Raw genomic sequence first — 17,815 nt, forward strand, 5'->3', positions numbered from 1 at the left:
ATTTTAAATTCCAAACTTAAAAAATTCCAAATTCCAATTTGCAAATTGAGATTTGGAATTTTTTATTTGATAATATTCTACAAAGAAAATTGGAATTTGGAATTTAAAATATTGGAATTTAAAAAACTAAGTTGGAATTTTGGTGTTTCAATATTGGAATTTAAAAGATCTATTTCTTAGCCGTTAAAGTTGATCCTACAGAAGCAGCAACAACACAAACAACAGCCAGAATTTCATAAAAACTTAAGTTTTCCTGCAGAAAAATAAAGGCACAAACAGAGGCTGCAGCCGGTTCTAAACTCATTAAAATACTGAAAGTTCGTGGAGGAAGCTGACCTAAAGCTTTCATCTCCAAAGTAAACGGAATAGCACTCGACAGAAGAGCAAGCGCAACACCCATTCCGAAAAGTTTTGGAGTAAGATTTGCCAATCCGTTTTCGTAAAAACCGAATGGTAATATTAAAATCGCTGCAAATAACATTCCGGTAGAAACAGCCTGACCATCATTCATTATTCGGGAAATTTTTCCGCCCAAAACAATATAAGCTGCCCAAAGACCTCCGGCGATAAGGGCAAACAAAACACCCAGCGGATCGATTCGTTCATTTGACCATGGAGCAATTAAAACGATTCCTGCCGCGGCCAATAATATCCAACAATAATCAATTAAACGTTTTGATCCAATTATGGCGACCAATAATGGTCCGATGAATTCTAAAGTTACCGCTAAACCAATTGGAATTCGTTCAATCGCTAAATAAAAAATCAAATTCATGGCTCCTAATGACAAACCATACGGAACTACAATCTTCCATTGCTCACGCGTAATTGCCTTTAAATTTGGCCTGTAAGCCAATAGTAAAATCAAAGCCGAAACTCCAATTCGTATCGATGCCGTTCCCGCTGCGCCTATTGCGGGGAAAAGCGTCTTAGCAATTGCTGCACCACATTGTACACTGATAATAGCTAAAAGTACCGCCGGAATAGGAGGAATATTGAATTCTTTATTTTTCATTTAAATTATGATGAACGCAAACTTGTAGTAAGCTTAAGAAGATGTATTTTTCTAATTTTTTCAAATAGAAAGCTGTGTTGAAAATAAATCAACATTTATAAAAATATTGGATTATAAACTATCCCAAAGCACGTTTCGTTACATAAGCGCGGTAACCGATAATTGCCATTTGCCATTTTTTTGCTTTAGCAATGTCTAAACCCTGCTTAGTGAAGCTTGGTAAAAGTAGTTTATTTATTTTGGCTAAAATTTTATACATGGTGGGTTAATTTTCGTCAAAGATATAAAAAAAGACTTTGCGTTTCGGCAAAGTCTTTTTGAGTTACAGGTTTAAGATTTTTTAGTTAAAATGGTATCTATTTTTTTCAGCATCTCTTTTGCATTATTATTGTCAGGTGCTAATTTTAATGATTTCAGGTAATTTTGCTTAGAAATTTCAAATTGATTATCTGTAAAATAACTCTCCGCCAGACTATCATAAGCGTTTCCGGATTGCGGATTTTCTTTAGTATTTAATTCAAAAACTTTGATCGCGTCATTAATTCTTTTACCAATCATTAATGCATACCCAATGGTATTTAATTTTTCTTCAAAATTCCATTCAGGATGTTGTTTTTTGATAGCAATATAATTTTGTTCTGCTTTATTAAAATCCAGTTTTAAAAAATCAAAAGTTATTTTTTCATCAGTAATGGCATATTCATCAAATAAAGTCTGATCAACAATTCCGGCAACATGAGTAACAACCTGATCCTGAACACCAGAATATTTATGTCCGTTTGATAAAAAGATAACAGCCAAATTGTTCTTGGTAAATTTTCTGAAAGCAGTTTCATTTCCGCCACTAAATCCATAAGTAAAAATATTATTTACAGGATAAATTCCCCATCCATATCCAAAATTATATTTGTTTTTAAATTGAAAAGGCTCCCACATAGCTTGCTTTGTTTCGCTTTTTAAATAACTATTATTATCCAGATTTTGATTCCATCGAATAAATTCCGGAAGAGAAATATTTATTCCGTTTGAAGAATGAGAATCTTTGCCGCTGTCTGTAACACTTTTTTCATATGTATTGGTTTGCCTGTTAAAAATGTATCTAAAAGCGCTATTTGGAAACACTTCTCCAAAGTTAGAAGAAAGATAAACACCCGATTTTACATTCGAAAATTGGTTTTGCAAAATATATTGATCAAACGTTAAACCAGTGATTTTTTCTATAATTTTTGCTAAAAACAAATAATTTGTCTGGTTATAACTGTATTGATTTCCGGTAGAAAATTCCATTGGTTTTTTTGCCAATAATTCTATTCTTTTATCATATGGTAATGTAATTGGTATGTCATCAAATTTTATAATATCCGGTAAACCAGAAGAATGAGTTAATAAATTCTTGATTTTTATGGTTTGCCATTCTTTGGGTAAATTGTCTAAATATGTAGAAATTTCATCTTCTAAAGATAATTTTCCGTTTTCTATAAGTTGAAAAATGCCAACATTCGTAATTAGTTTTGATGTCGAGAAAATTTTGAATATTGTATTTTGATCTACTGGTTTATTTTCTTCCAAAGAGGCTTTTCCATAATAGTTTTCATAAATAATTTTGCCGTCTTTTATGACCGCCAAAGCTGCACCAGGAATTTCATTGATTGCTATTACATCCTTAATATATGCATCTATTTTTTGTTTTGTAGTCGTTTCCTTTGTTTGACCAGAACAGAAATTAATAGTCAATAGGAGAGTTGCTATAATAAAAGTTTCTTTCATTTTTAAGATTATAAAAAGTTAATTTTATTTGGGATTTTTTTTTCTAAAGATTCAAATTGAAATTTTATTCAATCTTCAAAAGCAAATTTTTATCTGGCCCATTTTCAACATTTAAAGCATTTTCAGGAGCTTCGACCCAACCCGTTTTATTGATAACAAATTTGAACATACGTACTTTATCATTTTCAAATTGGCTTTTTGGAATTGAAAGTTCAAAAGTATCTTTGTTTTTTCGAACCATTTGATACTTTTGATCCTTTGGGCTCCAATTGTCAAAAGAGCCGGCAATTGAAACACTTTTTACCAAACTTGCATCAAGCGCCTTATCATGCTGATAAGTAAAAACAACATTATTGTTACTGATTTTATAGCCGTAAATTTCCTTTTTCCTGTTTTCATTAACCAATAAATCGTGTGACAAGCTCACTATAGCATTTCCTAGTGCATTTGCGGTTTTTTCATTACTGATATTTACAATAATAGAAATACCTAAACCACGTTCTGGATAAGCTAAAAACATATTTTGGGTTCCAAAAGCTCCGCCGTGTTTCCAGCAATTTTTTCCGTTGTCGTCAACTTGTATACCATCCCAAAAATAACCGTTAAAATCACTATCAGAATTTAATAGGTTTCTTTGAGATTCCAGAACTATTTTATTTTTTGTATTCAATTCAAAAGCAATAAATTTGGTTAAATCACCTAAAGTAGATTTTAAAGATCCTGCCGCTCCCCAAAGATTATCAGACAGCATTGGCATTTGTATTTTACCGTTATATCCGTTTGCAATAATGGTGTTTTTATCAGGATGCAAAAATGTCGATGTCATATTGAGTTTAGACAGAATATTTTCTTTCAAAAGTGTTTCGTAACTTTTATGAAAGATATTCTCCAGCATATGCGCAGCCAGTTGTACACTTCCATTACTATATTTAAATTTAGTTCCCGGTAAAGTATCCAACTTTATTGTTTTTAAATCTTCAAAGAATTTTTCTCTGGAATAGGATTCATCCATTCTTTTAAAACCAAGATAACTGGTATCGCTTGGATTATTTCTGAATTTTGAATTATCCGGTAAATCTTTATTAAACCCGGTTCTAAATGAAACCAGATCTTTAATTTTAATTGGATTTCCCTGATATTCCAACTTAGGATATGAACCTGTTATGTACTTTCTAATATCATCTTCAGGACTTATTTTTCCTTCTGTAACGGCTTGAGCCATTAATAATCCGGTAAATAATTTGGTTATCGAAGCAACTTCAAAAACGGTATTATTAACAGCTTGATTTCCTTTTCCTTTATCTATTTCGCCATAATGTTTGGTGTATGTTTTGCCATCTTTTACAATACCAATAGAAACAGAATTGGCTTTGGAATTTTCTAATAAAATTGTGGCATTTTTATCCATTGATGCCAGGATTTCTTTTTCGGATAAGTTATTTAATTGTTTCTGTGCCAGACAAGAGAAACCCGAACTTATCAATATTATTAAAATTATTTTTTTCATCTGATTTCGACTTAATGTTCTATTTAACAGATTCGTACTAGTTTGTAACTAAAAGACTCTCGTATTAAGTATTTGTTTCACTTTTTAAAGAAATATTGGGTTAAATTTTTTGAATAGAAAAATAAAAGCTAAAAAAAGAACCAGTGTTTTGTTCACTGGTTCATATCTTATTTATTTACTTCAATTTTATTTCTATTACTTTTTTGATACAACGATCAATATCTAGCTTTGTCCCGTTCATTTCTTTCTGACTAAAACATAAATTTAAAATGAACAATAGTGTTGCAATAAAAAATGTTTCTTTCATTTTAGTAAATCTTATGATTTTTTATTTTTCTCAGCTTTTCTCATATCCCTTTCTTGCTGTCTCATATATTTTTCATAAGTTCTCATGCCTTTTTCATACTCTCCCATGTTTTTAGCATATTCGTCGCTGCTTGAGCCGTATGTTTTTTCTACGTACTGATTGAATTTTTCCATATCAGCATCAAACTTTTCCATAGCAAGATCATATTTTGCCATTTCTTTGTCATAAATGGCTTCACGTTTTGCCATGATTTCTTCTACTTGTTTTTCGTAAGCAGACATATCCGGTTCAAATGCATCCATTTTTTTCTCAAATTCAGCCAATTCTTTTTCAAAAATTTTCATGGCTGCTTTATCATTATGGTTTGTTGGCGCTTTTGGTGCTTTTGGCATTTTAGACATGTCAATAGGCGGAGCTGGAGGCATTGGACCGCTTGGAAACACTGGCATTGTTGGCGGTGTAGGAGGTGTAGGCGGAGTTACATCACCCACTTGATTTCTGATTTCTCTAACTTCAATTTTGCGATTTTCAATACTTATTGGTTTTTCAATGGCATCATCTGTAAGTATACCTATTTTATTAGAACCATCATTTTCAACAGATACGACAATTCCGCATTTTTTAATAGCTTGATCTCCTTCAATCTGAAGAGTTTGGGTTTCTTCATTTTCTTTTTTGATATCGATTCTAATAGATGTCAATTCTTCTTTTGAATTTCTTTTCACATTAGAAATAACAACATCAGCATTGTAATTTTCCTTTAACTCTTCGGCGATTTCCTTTAAATCCTGATCTGTTGTGTGTTTATTAATTTTGTAAACATCAACAGGATCTGTTTTCTCAACAACTTCTGTTTTTTCTTTACTTTCTTTTTCTTGTGCAATAACTTTGATTTGAAATAAAAATACAAAGGCTACAAGTGCGGGAATAATGGTGTAATACTTCCAATAATTCCATTTTTTTGATTGATTTTTGTTTAACATGACAATTCGTTTTTTGATTAATGATTGATAAAAATGATTGGTGATTGCAACACATGATTCGTGTGTTGTTATTTTTAAAAGCGTGTATTGATATGCTTTTTTGTCGGATATTTTTTTGGTAGCTTCGCTGTCAGCAATAAATTCAAGATTTTGTAAAATCGCTTTTTTGTACAGCCAGATGATTGGATTGAACCAAAAAAGCACACAAAAGATTCTCGAAATTAGAACGTCAATAGTATGATTTTGATCACTATGCACTTTTTCATGTTCCAGAATATTCTCTAATTCAGATTCGCTGTACATTGATGAGTTGTACACGATATAATCGAAATAAGAAAAAGGCGCAATATTTTCTTTGATGTCAACAAATTTAAAATCAGCTTGTTGTTGTACTTTTTTACCTTTTAAAACCGAGTTTAAACTGTAAAAATCAAGAGCAAACTTTAGCATAAAAGCCAAAAATCCGATGGCATAAATAGCAAGAGAAACTAAATTCCAGTCTATCACAAATGATTCTTTTTCAATACTTTGTGGAACGTAAGTATGTGAATAGTTAAAATTGGGCAGTGGGGTAGGATCAACCCAGACAACTTTTGTGTAAACTAAAAAGGGCAATGCAACCGAAGTTATCAAACCAATTAGTAAAAACCATCTGTTACTATTAAAGAATGTTTCCTTGCGTAATAAAAAATGATAAGCAAGATAAAACAAGATTAATAATCCACTTGATTTTGCGACAAATATGAAAAGTGCTTCCATAAAAAGGTTATTTTATTTTGGTTGATTTTTTTTTCTTACTTTTCTTTAGGATTTTCGATCATATTAAGGATTTCTCTTAATTCATCTGCCGAAATTTTTTCTTCCTTAGCAAAAAACGAAACCATACTTTTGTAAGAGCTATTAAAATAGTTGTCGATTGCAGTACTCATAAATCCTTTTCTGTAATCTTCAATACTCACAATTGGATAATATTGATGTGTGTTTCCAAAAGCATTATGCGCCACATATCCCTTTTCTTCCAAATTACGCACAATTGTCGAAAGTGTGTTGTAATGTGGTTGATCTTCAGTAATTTCTGCCTGAACCTCTTTTACAAAAGCTTTTTTGAGCTTCCATAAAATGTGCATGATCTCTTCTTCTTTATTGGTTAACTTTTGCATGTTTTCTAATTTTAATTCAAACCTACAACTATTTTTTTAGTTACACAACTATAAATGTAGTTATTTAACTAAAAAAAACGTTTGACTATGTTTTAAGTATAGGAAATATGAGTTTAATTTATTGATTTTCAATGTGTAATGAAATTTTACCACAAAGTATGCAAAGTTTCTATTTGAAAGTGTTTTTATAAAATAAAAAAAAGTTCGCAAAGCTTTGTATTGAAAAAGCTTTGCGAACTTTGTGTATCCCGATAGCTATCGGGATTGCGCGATTTCCAGTAAAGCGAAAACGAGAATAAAAATTTTACCGCAAAGTGCGCAAAGGTTTTTTTTTAAGTATGATTTTATTAAATAAAAAAGTTCGCAAAGCTTTGTATTGAAAAAGCTTTGCGAACTTTGTGTTTATAAACACATCACCTTAAAAATAACTTAGGGAACTTTGCGTATCCCGATAGCTATCGGGATCGCGTACTTTGCGGTAAAATCACACAAACCAGTGTTTAATTAATTTTCTCGTCGACTAAAGCTTTCCTGATCCAGAAACAGCAAAAAGTTGCAATAACCCCAATACAAGCCATAAATAACCAATTGATTTGATAACCCAAACGAGAAATTATTTCGAAACCAACTTTTGAACTTACGATATGAGCCAAACTAAAACTCATAGTATAAAGTGCCATATATCGACCTTCCTGACCACGTGGAGCACGACTTAAAGCAAACGCATTCGAAAAAGGAAATGTTAGAATTTCTCCAATCGAAATACAAATCATACTAATAACCAAAACACCAGCCCATACATTAATAAGTAGTAAGAAGAAACTCAAAGCCATAATAAACGATCCCAGGATAATGATTTTAATTTTAGGGAAAGCTTTTCTCTCCATAAAACCAACAGTTGGCATTTCAAGAGCAAAGATCAAGAGTCCGTTTAAAGTCATTAATAATCCCGTTTGAAATTCGCTTAAGCCAAACTTTTCATTATGATATAAAGGTAGAGTCGTAAATAATTGAAAGAAAATCATTGCCGTAATAAAACTCACAAATAAGAAAACCCAAAAGATACGATCATGAAAAACCGATTTGATTTCTGTCGAAATTTCCATTTTATCACCGTGGTTTACTTTTTTCTTTTCCTTAACCAATAAAGCAAAAATGGAAATCGAAATGATACAAGATGCACCATCAACCCAAAAAAGTCCCTGATAACCAATTCCCATAATAATCAAACCTCCCAAAGCAGGTCCTGCAGCAAAACCAAGATTTACTGCTAAACGTACCAAAGTCAATGCGCGGGTACGATTTTCGGGTTTTGCATAAGCGCCCAAAGAAACAAACATTGCAGGTCGAAACATATCTGCAATAGTCATTAAAACAAACATAGCACCGCATAAAGCCCAAAATGTGGTAATATATTGTACAAGAAATAACGAAACACCACTTGTAAATAAACTAAATATCATGATTTTGTAAAACCCGATTTTATCTGATAGTTTTCCTCCTAACCACGAACCCAACATCGATCCTAATCCAAAAGAAACCATAATCCAACCCACCTGATTGTAAGTAAAATGTAAATCTTCCTTTAAATATTTTGACAAAAAAGGAAGTACCATTGTACCGGCACGATTGATAAACGTGATCAGGGTAAGTATCCAAATTTCTCTTGAAAATCCTCTAAAATTATTGATGTAGTGGGTAAAAGCAGTTCTGAGCATTATAAATATGTATTTGCAACAAAGTTAGGAAACTTTGTCACTTCCTGCGGTTGGAGCTTTGTTACTTTTAAACTATTTTTGCTTAAAATTTCAAAGATGAAGAATGTAATTGCTTTTTTAGTATTGTTACTGGTTAATTTTTGTTTTGGTCAGAAAAAATTTGATCAGAAAGAAACAGAAAAATTTCAGAAAACAATAAACTCAGAATATGCTGATCCTAAGACTAGTCCGCTTATGGAAGAAGATTTAAAGACTTTTAAAGCTTTAGATTTTTATCCTATAGATTCAAAATATTTTGTGAACGCAAAGTTTGTAAAAGCAAAGAATGAAAAAGTCTTTGAAATGAAAACTACAGGAACAAGAACTCCACAATATATCAAATACGGAACTTTATATTTTACTTTAAACGGTATTGCCCTGCAATTGAACGTTTATAGAAATATTGAACTTTCTAAAACGGCAGCATACAAAGATCATTTGTTTTTACCGTTTTCTGACTTAACAAGTGGTAAAGAAAGTTATATAGGAGGAAGATATATTGATTTGAAAATTCCGAAAGGAAACACAATTGCAGTCGATTTTAATCAGGCTTATAATCCGTATTGTGCTTATAATCATAAATATTCATGTCCGTTGGTTCCTTTAGAAAATGATTTGAAAGTAGAAGTTAAAGCCGGAGTTAAAACATTTCATTAATGGAATTCTTTAATTTTCATACGCATCAATTTACAAACCAGCCTGATATTTTAGAACTGGTTAATCAATATCCGCAGGAATTTAATGCTGCAATTCCGTTTTATTCTGTTGGAATTCACCCTTGGTATATTGTAGGAGACAGAGTTGATGCCGATTTGAAAATTATTGAAGAGAAATTGCAAACTAATAATTGTCTGGCTATTGGCGAATGTGGTTTGGATAAACGAATTGAGATTCCGTTAGAACAGCAAATTATAGTTTTCAAAAAACAATTGGCTTTAGCCGAAAAATATAAGAAACCCGTTGTAATTCATTGTGTTGCGGCTTTTCAGGAAATAACCGCAATCAAGAAAGAAATGAAAATTTCAGTTCCGATGATTGTGCATGGTTTTTCAAAAAATGCCCAAACTGCAAATCAGCTTATTAAGGATGGATTTTATCTTTCGTTTGGAAAATATTTATTGAGAAATCCGGAATTGAAAACGGTTTTTGAGCAAATTCCAAACGATCGTTTTTTTCTGGAAACCGATACGGTAGAGGAAAGTATCAAACAGGTTTACAATTTAGCAGCAGAATATAAAAATATAAGAATTAATGAGTTACAAGATATTATCTCAGTTAATTTTAAAACAGTATTTCAGAATGAAGCTTTGTCAAAGTTTTAAACTTTGACAAAGCTGAGCACAAGTACGGAACTTGAAACCTGAAACAAAGAAAACAAACATAAAGAAATAAACAAAAGAATTTTATATGGCAGAGTGGACAGAAAGAGCCGAGCTTTTATTTACAAAAGAAGGATTACAGAACTTGCAAAACTCGAATGTTTTAGTAGTTGGTTTAGGAGGAGTTGGCTCATTTGCAGCAGAATTTTTGGCAAGAGCAGGAGTAGGGAGTATGACAATTGTAGATGGCGATGTAGTTGATATAACCAATATAAACAGACAATTGCCGGCATTGCATTCGACAGTTGGTGAGCCAAAAATAAAAATTGTTGGCGATCGATTGATGGATATTAATCCGGAATTGAAACTAACTCGTGTACAGGAATTTTTATCTCCTGAACGTGCTTTTGAGATTGTTTCTCCAGAATTTGATTATGTTTTGGATTGTATTGACAGTATCACACCAAAATTAAATTTGATTATTGCAGCCAAACGCAAAAGAGTTAAAATCATAAGCAGTATGGGTGCTGGTGGAAAAATGCTGGCTTCGAAAGTAAAAGTGAGTGATATTTCTAAAACAATAAACTGTTATTTTTCTAAAACTATCAGAAAACGTCTGAAAGAAGTCAAAATCAACAAATTAAAAGTGGTTTTCTCTTCTGAAATTCAAGACGAAAAAAGCTTAAAATTAACCGACGGAAAAAACTTTAAAAAGTCATTTTACGGAACAAACAGTTATATGCCGGGATTATTCGGACTTCACGCTGCCGAAACCGTAATTAGATATTTGTTGAAGAAAGAGTAGCTAAGATGCTAAGATTCTGAGATACTAAGTTTTAAATTTAAAGCTAAAAAACTTAACAACTTAGAACCTTAGTAACTCAGAATCTTAGAAAAAAACCTTAGTCCCTCAGAATCTTAGCACCTAAAAAAAATGATAAAAACAGTAATATTTGATATGGACGGCGTAATTGTAGATACAGAACCCGTTCATCGTTATGCTTATTATAAACAATTTACAGAATTAAATATCGAAGTGACCGAAGAAATGTATACTTCGTTTACAGGGTTTTCGACCCGAAATACTTTTCAAACTTTAAAAGGCTTTTTTCCAACGATTGAACATGAAGTTGAAGATCTGATTCAGAGAAAAAGAAATATTTTTAATGATGCTTTTGATACCAAAGAAGATTTGTATCTGTTAGAAGGTGTAGAAGATTTAATCAAAGATTTGTATGCCAATGGAATACAGTTGATATTAGCTTCGTCAGCATCAAAAGTAACCATTGATCGTGTTTTTACAAGATTTAATTTGCATCCCTATTTTACACATATTGTAAGTGGAGAAGATTTTCCGCAATCAAAACCTAATCCGGCAATCTTTCTTCATGCAGCATCATTGTCTGTCGCACCGGCAGAAAATTGTATTGTAATTGAAGACAGTACAAATGGTGTGAAAGCGGCAAAAGCAGCAAACTTGTTTTGTGTAGGTTATAACAGTCATCATTCTAAAATGCAGGATTTATCTACTGCTGATTTAATTATCAATCATTTTAATGAATTAAACGCACAAAAAATATCACAGTTAGGCGTTTGAATTATATAATATTTAACATTTGTTACCTAATTGAATTTGTAAATTTGGGCAAAACAAAATAAACAAGAAATGAAAAAACTACTTATTGCATTAGCCATTATTTTGGCTCCTTTTGCTACAGAAGCACAAATAAAAACACCACAAGCGAGTCCGAAGGGTTATATAAAACAAACTGTAGGTTTAACTGATGTTGAAGTTACTTATTCAAGACCAGGTGCCAGAGGAAGAGCTGTATTTGGAAATTTAGTTCCGTTTGGTAAATTATGGAGAACCGGTGCTAACGAAAATACAATCATTAATTTTAGTGATGATGTTATTATTGATGGGAAAACATTGAAGAAAGGAAAATATGCAATATATACAATTCCTAAAATCGAAAGCTGGGAAGTGATTTTTTACCTTTCTACTGATAACTGGGGATTACCTGAAAACTGGAATGAATCGTATGTTGTTTTAAGAACTACAGTAAAAGAAGAGGCTTTACCAACTCCTGTTGAGACATTTACAATTGGAATTAATAGTTTAGACCCAAACTTCGGTTATTTAGAAATGGCTTGGGAAAATTCTCATGTTGCTTTAAAATTTGAAGTTCCAACTGCAAAAAATGCGATTGCAAGTATCGAAAAAACTTTAGGCGGACCAACAGCAAATGATTATTTTGCTGCATCTCAATATTTATTTCAATCAAACGGAAATATCGAAACAGCAAGAACTTATGTAGATAAATCTCTAGATATGAGTACTGAAAAACCTTATTTTATTTTAAGACTAAAATCGTTGATCCAGGCAAAACAAGGAGATAAAAAAGGTGCCGTTGAAACCGCAAAAGCTTCATTGGCAGCTGCTGAAACTGCTAATAATCAGGATTACGTAAAATTAAACAAAGATAGTATTGCGGAGTGGAGCAGATAATGCTTTAAAATTCCAACATTTAAAATCCCAAATTCCAAAAGCTTTGACTTTGGAATTTGGAATTTTTTTGCCTTCTTTTTTTAATTAGAAAACAAATTAACATCTTTTTTTGTCATTTTGTTTGAAATAACAGTAGTGAACGTCTTTAAAAATAAATAGACAGACTTGTCTGTTTGTGTTGAGTTTTCCATACATTTGTAATTCTAATTCATCACACAAATGTTACCCAAAGAACGAATTTTAGACAAAGCTTTTGTTTTATTTCACAAACAAGGATATAATGCCACTGGTATCAATCAGATTATTGAAGAGGCAAAAGTGGCAAAAGCAAGCTTTTATCAACACTTTAAGTCAAAAGAAGATTTGTGCGTTGCTTTTTTGAATCAGCGTCATGAATATTGGTTTAATGAATTGGAAAATTTCACCTTAAACACAGAAGATCCAAAATTAAAAATTCAGGCTTCGTTTGGTTTTTTGATTTATATGAATGAGAAAGAGAATTTTAGAGGCTGTAGTTTTTTAAACCTGCTTTCTGAAATTCCTTCGGATAATACAAAAGTGCTTAACGTAATTCAAAGTCATAAATCAGATTTACGGAATTATTTTAAGAATCTTATCCATAACGATCTTATTGCAGACCATGTTTATTTGCTTTTTGAAAGCTGTATTATCGAAAGTCAGTTATTTAAATCAAACGATCTTATAGAACAATCTAAAAAAATAATTAAAACTTTAATTTTATAAAAATGGAACAGAAACTACCATTGCCGCCTTTCACATACGAAACGGCATTAGAAAAAATTCAATTGGCAGAAGATGCCTGGAACAGCCAGGATCCAGAACGTGTTTCAAAAGCTTATACTGTTGATAGTGAGTGGCGAAACAGAGACCAGTTTGTAAATGGGAGAGAGGAAATCGTTTCCTTTCTGACACAAAAATGGAATAAAGAAAGAAACTATAGACTAAAAAAAGAATATTGGGCACATACAGAAAATCGAATTGCGGTTCGTTTTGAGTACGAATACCAAAATCTTGACGGAAATTGGTTTAGAGCATACGGAAATGAAAATTGGGAATTTGATTCAAACGGATTAATGCAAAAAAGATTTGCCAGTATAAACGATCTTGCTATTAAAGAAGAAGACAGAAAACTGAAATAATAAACTAATTCATGCTCGGTGGTTCCGGAATCTTGATAGTTCGCTTCGTTTTTTTGACAATTAATAAATAAAAAGTAATTCCGCCCAAAACAATAAGCAAAGCGATCTCAAGCTGGCCTAGACTGTTATTGTCATTATACATAGCATTTGCGCTGGCTAATTTTACTTTTCCTTCTGTAATTTGAATTTGGGATAATTGTTCTAAAGTTTTTAAAGCTTTTTCGCTCGATTTTGCAATTTGATCCCAATTTTTATTTTGGGTTTGCTTATTAATTGTATTACAAGAATTTAGAAAATTTTGGAAAAATATTCTTTCTGTTGGTGTCAAAACTGTTTTTTCGTATAATTGGTCTATCGAATGAATTACTTTTAATGTGCTAATAATTTCATCTGTTTTAATAGTATCGCTTAGATTCAATTTCTCTGCTTCGGCTTTTATAAAGTGAAGTTCTTTTGAATATTGAAAAATATAATGTGCCACCACCAAACGATCTTTATAAATCCCATTTATATTTTCATTTACCTTTTTAGAGTTTTGCAGCGTATTGAAATTGCTTAAAATAATAATCAGCATCACAATCAGCAAAATGAAAGCAGCTTTGGTTTTATTGCTGATTTTATGTAGGTCTTTCATTTTGTTTAAGGTTTGATTTATAAATATTTAATTCTATGTATTTTTTTAAAATATAACAGCATGTAAAATCCGAATTATTTTATAGAATTTAATCCAAGCATTTTGTTATCTGTCAACTCTATGTTCTTAATAGATGCCAATGGAGCTATTTCTATGGTTTTACTTCCTTTGCTTATGTAGAAATAATATAATGAGTTTGTATTTATCAAATAAATTTCTTCCGATTCTCCGCTGTTATAGTTTAATTTATAGTTGTATTTTATCTTATCATTTTTAATTTTTTTTGATGTAAAATATCCTCCCGCAACCCCATAACCAAGAAAAAAGGAGCATAAAAAAATTGCCAGAGATTTTATTGCGATACTATTGAAATAACTTTTAGTTTCATTTATTGACAAACCTTCTGTAGGTTTTAATTCAAATGCTTTTTGTATGAATTTAATGTTATTATATTTTAATAATAGTGAAGGCAAATAATAATGCAAACCAAATAATAGAATTATGGCGGTTAAGATTATAGGATTTGAAGTAAATTCAGCAATTGGACTCATCAAGATGTCCATTATTGTAGAATATTTTAAAATGTTTATTCCTAATTGATAATAGAAAAAACTGTCCTTTAGTATTCCCATTATTACAAGGAAGATATAACCTAGCGGAAGTAATTTCTCTATATCGTCTGAAAATTTCATTTACTAATTTTATAGTTAAATTACTTTAGTAACTAATTGCGAATTGATAATCAGTATTTTAAACTCTTCTTTTGTTTAAGGCTAGATTTTGGAAATACTAAAATAGTCTTTTTATTACAATTATGACATAATTATTTACTTATAAAATTAAGTATGGGGCGGAGTGTTTCTTCCTGTTGTTTTTCACGGGAAATTGTTGCTGAATTATCTCCCAATTGAAAACCATAATAGCCAAATTGCCCGTGATTGGCACCTTCAATCTTTATAAATTTTGTATTTGCAGGAAGTTTAGATTTATTCTTAAAAATTGTTCTTTCATCGGCAACACCGTCATTTGAACCGTATATCTTCAATATGGGAATTTTACTTTCTGCCAATGAAATATCTCGCGGATGTGTTGTTCCAATTAAAATGAGTTTTTGAATTAAATCAGGATTTTCTTTGACAAACTGAGCAGCCATTTTTCCGCCTTGCGAATGTCCGGATAAAATATAGGTTTTGGTTTTATCGGCAAATAAATCAAGCTGTTTTGGAATTTCATAACCTTTCGTAGCTAATCTCCATGGCATTTTTATCAAATAAACCTTGATTCCGTTTTCTGAAATTTTTCTGCATAATGGCACATACGCTTTTGGATCGACCATTGCGCCGGGGTAGAAAATAAAGATTTTATCAAATTTCTGCTTTGGTTCAAACAGAAAATAATCATCGCTGTCTTTTACTGATATTGCAGCATTGCTCTCTAAATAGTAATCCGGAACATCTTTAGCCTGATAAGAATAAAACAACCAAATCGTAAACGAAATGGCAATGGTAAACCAAATTCTTTTTATGATTTTTAGGATTTGGTATTTCTTTTTCATAGCTACTAAATATTAATTAGTTTGTAATTTAATATTTCTCTTTGCTATTAATAAAAAAAATATAAAAGCTAAATTCAGGATAGGAATAAAATTAAAAATAATAAATGTCGGATTCGCATCTAAATCCCTAAGCCTTCTTGTCGTTGCTGCCTGCGTTGGAACAAATATTATTAGAATAATGAGACATACATAAAATAAATTAAGAATCTTTTCATTATCTAAATTAACATCATGGTATAGATCTAAAGCAAAATAATACATTAAAATATTAACTATGCAATAAATTCCATACTCGATTCTTCCAGATTTTCCAGAAAAAGAAGAATAGAAAAAGAGTGTGTTTTTTAAATATTCCATACAATTTCATTATTCTTTTTATGTGTATTTAAATAATTACTCCAGAACTATTTGATCAACATCTTTCTCTCCTCTAAAAAAGAAAAATTGTATCAACAATGACAATACAATTGTTAAAATGGCCCCAATAAAATTCAGCCACAAATAACCCAGTTTTTCCTGGCTGTAGATCATAAAATAATAAATGAAAAATATAGTAGTCTGGCTAATAATAGCGCTGATGAACATTGCTTTTGCTCGTACACGGCGCAAATAAAATCCAACTAAAAAGATTCCTAAAACAGTTCCGTAAAAAATAGAACCAATTATGTTTACAAGCTGAATTAAGTTCTCAAACAAAGTTCCCACACAGGCAAAAAGTATGGCTACAATTCCCCAGAAAAGCGTGAAGAATTTTGTTGCATTTAAATAATGTTTCTCTGATTTTTCGGTTTTCAGATTTCGTTTGTAAATGTCAATTGCTGTTGTAGATGCCAATGCATTCAATCCTGAAGCCGTTGACGACATCGCTGCCGAAAGAATTACAGCTAATAATAAACCAATTAAACCTTTTGGTAAATAATGTAAAATGAAATGAAAAAATACATAATCTTTATCATTGGTTTCACTATTACTATCGGCTTTTGAAATAATTTCTTTGGCACGATCGCGCAAATCTTTTTCTTTATTGGATAAAGCAACTAACTCTTTACGTAAAATTGGATTGTCATAATCCTGATTTAACTGATCAATATACAATAAATTGATTACTTTTTTATCTTCAGAAAGTTTGCTTAATTTTTTTTCTAAGGCATGATATTCTTCCTTAAAAGCCGATTTTTCAATTACAATTTTATTATTCGGATTAAAATTTAACGGAACCGGATTGAATTGAAAAAACACGAAAACCATAACTCCGGTTAACAGAATAAAGAATTGCATCGGAACTTTTAAAAGTCCATTCATTATTAATCCCATTTGGCTTTCGCGAATCGATTTTCCTGATAAATAACGACCAACCTGCGATTGATCTGTTCCAAAATAGGCAAGGGCTAAGAAAAATCCGCCTGTGATACCACTCCAAAAAGTATATTTTTCTTCGGGATCAAAAGAGAAGTCGACAATATTCATTTTATCATTTGCACCTGCAATATGCATTGCACTGTTAAAAGTCATATCGTTTGGCAAATAATGCAAAATCAGGAAAAACGTGATAAACATTCCGGACATAATTACAAACATTTGCTGTTTCTGGGTTACGTTTACAGCTTTTGTTCCTCCCGAAAATGTATAAATAATGACAAGAACACCAATCATGATGTTCATAAAAGTTAAATTCCAACCCAAAAGTGCCGACAAAATAATTGCAGGAGCATAAATGGTAAGCCCTGTTCCCAAACCTCTTTGTACTAAAAATAGAATAGCAGCAAGAGAACGCGTTTTTAAATCGAATCGTTTTTCCAGAAATTCATAGGCTGTAAAAACTTTATTTTTATGATAAAGCGGAATAAATGTCAAACAAATTACAATCATAGCAATTGGCAATCCGAAATAGAATTGCACAAAACCCATTCCGTCATGATAGGCTTGCCCAGGAGTTGATAAAAAGGTAATTGCGCTGGCTTGTGTCGCCATTACAGAAAGACCAACTGTATACCAGGGAGTTTCGTTGTTTCCTAAAATAAAATCTTCGACGTTTTTACTTCCTTTGGTTTTCCAGGATCCATAACCAACAATAAATAAAAGCGTAACGATCAGTACGATCCAATCAAATAATTGCATAAGTTATGAGTATAATTGCATGAT

The 17,815-nt window shown here is 31.4% G+C and carries 19 protein-coding genes; 7 read left to right on the plus strand and 12 right to left on the minus strand.

The features are described from left to right. Positions 1–169 precede the first annotated feature (169 nt). The 7 genes from BUE22_RS22515 to BUE22_RS22545 form a co-directional block, all read right to left on the minus strand. Positions 170–1,015, minus strand: a complete 846-nt coding sequence (locus tag BUE22_RS22515; RefSeq protein ID WP_073398213.1) for an EamA family transporter — start codon at positions 1,013–1,015, stop codon at positions 170–172. Between the two features lie 118 nt (positions 1,016–1,133). Beyond that, positions 1,134–1,274, minus strand: coding sequence for a hypothetical protein (locus tag BUE22_RS22520; protein ID WP_042566890.1), 141 nt, complete (start codon positions 1,272–1,274; stop codon positions 1,134–1,136). A 71-nt stretch (positions 1,275–1,345) separates the two neighbouring features. Next, entirely contained in the window at positions 1,346–2,782 is a 1,437-nt protein-coding gene (locus tag BUE22_RS22525) for a serine hydrolase domain-containing protein (RefSeq protein WP_073398214.1), read from the minus strand. Positions 2,783–2,846: 64 nt separating this feature from the next. After that, positions 2,847–4,289: a serine hydrolase gene (locus BUE22_RS22530; protein WP_073398215.1), complete on the minus strand. Its 1,443-nt coding sequence runs from the start codon at positions 4,287–4,289 to the stop codon at positions 2,847–2,849. Positions 4,290–4,607: 318 nt separating this feature from the next. After that, complete coding sequence (locus tag BUE22_RS22535) at positions 4,608–6,338, minus strand: M56 family metallopeptidase (RefSeq protein WP_073398216.1); 1,731 nt, start codon at positions 6,336–6,338, stop codon at positions 4,608–4,610. A 35-nt stretch (positions 6,339–6,373) separates the two neighbouring features. Beyond that, entirely contained in the window at positions 6,374–6,739 is a 366-nt protein-coding gene (locus tag BUE22_RS22540) for a BlaI/MecI/CopY family transcriptional regulator (protein ID WP_042566894.1), read from the minus strand. Between the two features lie 500 nt (positions 6,740–7,239). Then, the gene (locus tag BUE22_RS22545; protein WP_073398217.1) at positions 7,240–8,457 is read right to left on the minus strand and encodes an MDR family MFS transporter; all 1,218 of its coding nucleotides are present in this window, start codon (positions 8,455–8,457) and stop codon (positions 7,240–7,242) included. 96 nt (positions 8,458–8,553) lie between these two features. Here BUE22_RS22545 and BUE22_RS22550 point away from each other — a divergent pair, with 96 nt between their 5' ends. The 7 genes from BUE22_RS22550 (at position 8,554) to BUE22_RS22580 (ending at position 13,484) form a co-directional block, all read left to right on the plus strand. Beyond that, positions 8,554–9,153, plus strand: coding sequence for a DUF1684 domain-containing protein (locus BUE22_RS22550; RefSeq protein WP_073398218.1), 600 nt, complete (start codon positions 8,554–8,556; stop codon positions 9,151–9,153). Then, positions 9,153–9,818: a TatD family hydrolase gene (locus BUE22_RS22555; protein ID WP_073398219.1), complete on the plus strand. Its 666-nt coding sequence runs from the start codon at positions 9,153–9,155 to the stop codon at positions 9,816–9,818. Before BUE22_RS22550 ends, BUE22_RS22555 begins: the two co-directional genes overlap by 1 nt. Before the next feature lie 85 nt (positions 9,819–9,903). Then, positions 9,904–10,620: a tRNA threonylcarbamoyladenosine dehydratase gene (locus BUE22_RS22560; RefSeq protein ID WP_042566898.1), complete on the plus strand. Its 717-nt coding sequence runs from the start codon at positions 9,904–9,906 to the stop codon at positions 10,618–10,620. A gap of 129 nt (positions 10,621–10,749) precedes the next feature. Then, positions 10,750–11,412, plus strand: coding sequence for an HAD family hydrolase (locus tag BUE22_RS22565; protein WP_073398220.1), 663 nt, complete (start codon positions 10,750–10,752; stop codon positions 11,410–11,412). Between the two features lie 69 nt (positions 11,413–11,481). Beyond that, positions 11,482–12,324, plus strand: coding sequence for a DUF2911 domain-containing protein (locus tag BUE22_RS22570; protein ID WP_073398221.1), 843 nt, complete (start codon positions 11,482–11,484; stop codon positions 12,322–12,324). Between the two features lie 219 nt (positions 12,325–12,543). After that, positions 12,544–13,068: a TetR/AcrR family transcriptional regulator gene (locus tag BUE22_RS22575; RefSeq protein ID WP_073398222.1), complete on the plus strand. Its 525-nt coding sequence runs from the start codon at positions 12,544–12,546 to the stop codon at positions 13,066–13,068. A gap of 2 nt (positions 13,069–13,070) precedes the next feature. After that, a complete protein-coding gene (locus BUE22_RS22580; protein WP_073398223.1) occupies positions 13,071–13,484 on the plus strand; it encodes a nuclear transport factor 2 family protein in 414 nt (137 codons plus the stop codon). A 4-nt stretch (positions 13,485–13,488) separates the two neighbouring features. Here the strand turns inward: BUE22_RS22580 and BUE22_RS22585 are convergent, their stop codons facing one another. The 5 genes from BUE22_RS22585 to BUE22_RS22605 all read right to left on the minus strand — a co-directional run bounded on the left by BUE22_RS22585 (position 13,489) and on the right by BUE22_RS22605 (position 17,791). Next, entirely contained in the window at positions 13,489–14,118 is a 630-nt protein-coding gene (locus tag BUE22_RS22585; protein WP_042566903.1) for an MCP four helix bundle domain-containing protein, read from the minus strand. A 74-nt stretch (positions 14,119–14,192) separates the two neighbouring features. Next, on the minus strand, positions 14,193–14,810 hold the full coding sequence (locus BUE22_RS22590; protein WP_042566904.1) for a hypothetical protein: 618 nt from the start codon (positions 14,808–14,810) through the stop codon (positions 14,193–14,195). A 131-nt stretch (positions 14,811–14,941) separates the two neighbouring features. After that, positions 14,942–15,673: an alpha/beta hydrolase gene (locus tag BUE22_RS22595; RefSeq protein ID WP_073398224.1), complete on the minus strand. Its 732-nt coding sequence runs from the start codon at positions 15,671–15,673 to the stop codon at positions 14,942–14,944. Between the two features lie 12 nt (positions 15,674–15,685). Further along, a complete protein-coding gene (locus tag BUE22_RS22600) occupies positions 15,686–16,030 on the minus strand; it encodes a DUF805 domain-containing protein (protein WP_042566906.1) in 345 nt (114 codons plus the stop codon). Between the two features lie 36 nt (positions 16,031–16,066). Continuing rightward, complete coding sequence (locus BUE22_RS22605) at positions 16,067–17,791, minus strand: sodium:solute symporter family protein (protein ID WP_042566907.1); 1,725 nt, start codon at positions 17,789–17,791, stop codon at positions 16,067–16,069. Positions 17,792–17,815: the final 24 nt, after the last annotated feature.

The sequence above is a fragment of the Flavobacterium pectinovorum genome, assembly GCF_900142715.1.
GTDB classification, from domain to species: Bacteria; Bacteroidota; Bacteroidia; order Flavobacteriales; family Flavobacteriaceae; genus Flavobacterium; species Flavobacterium pectinovorum.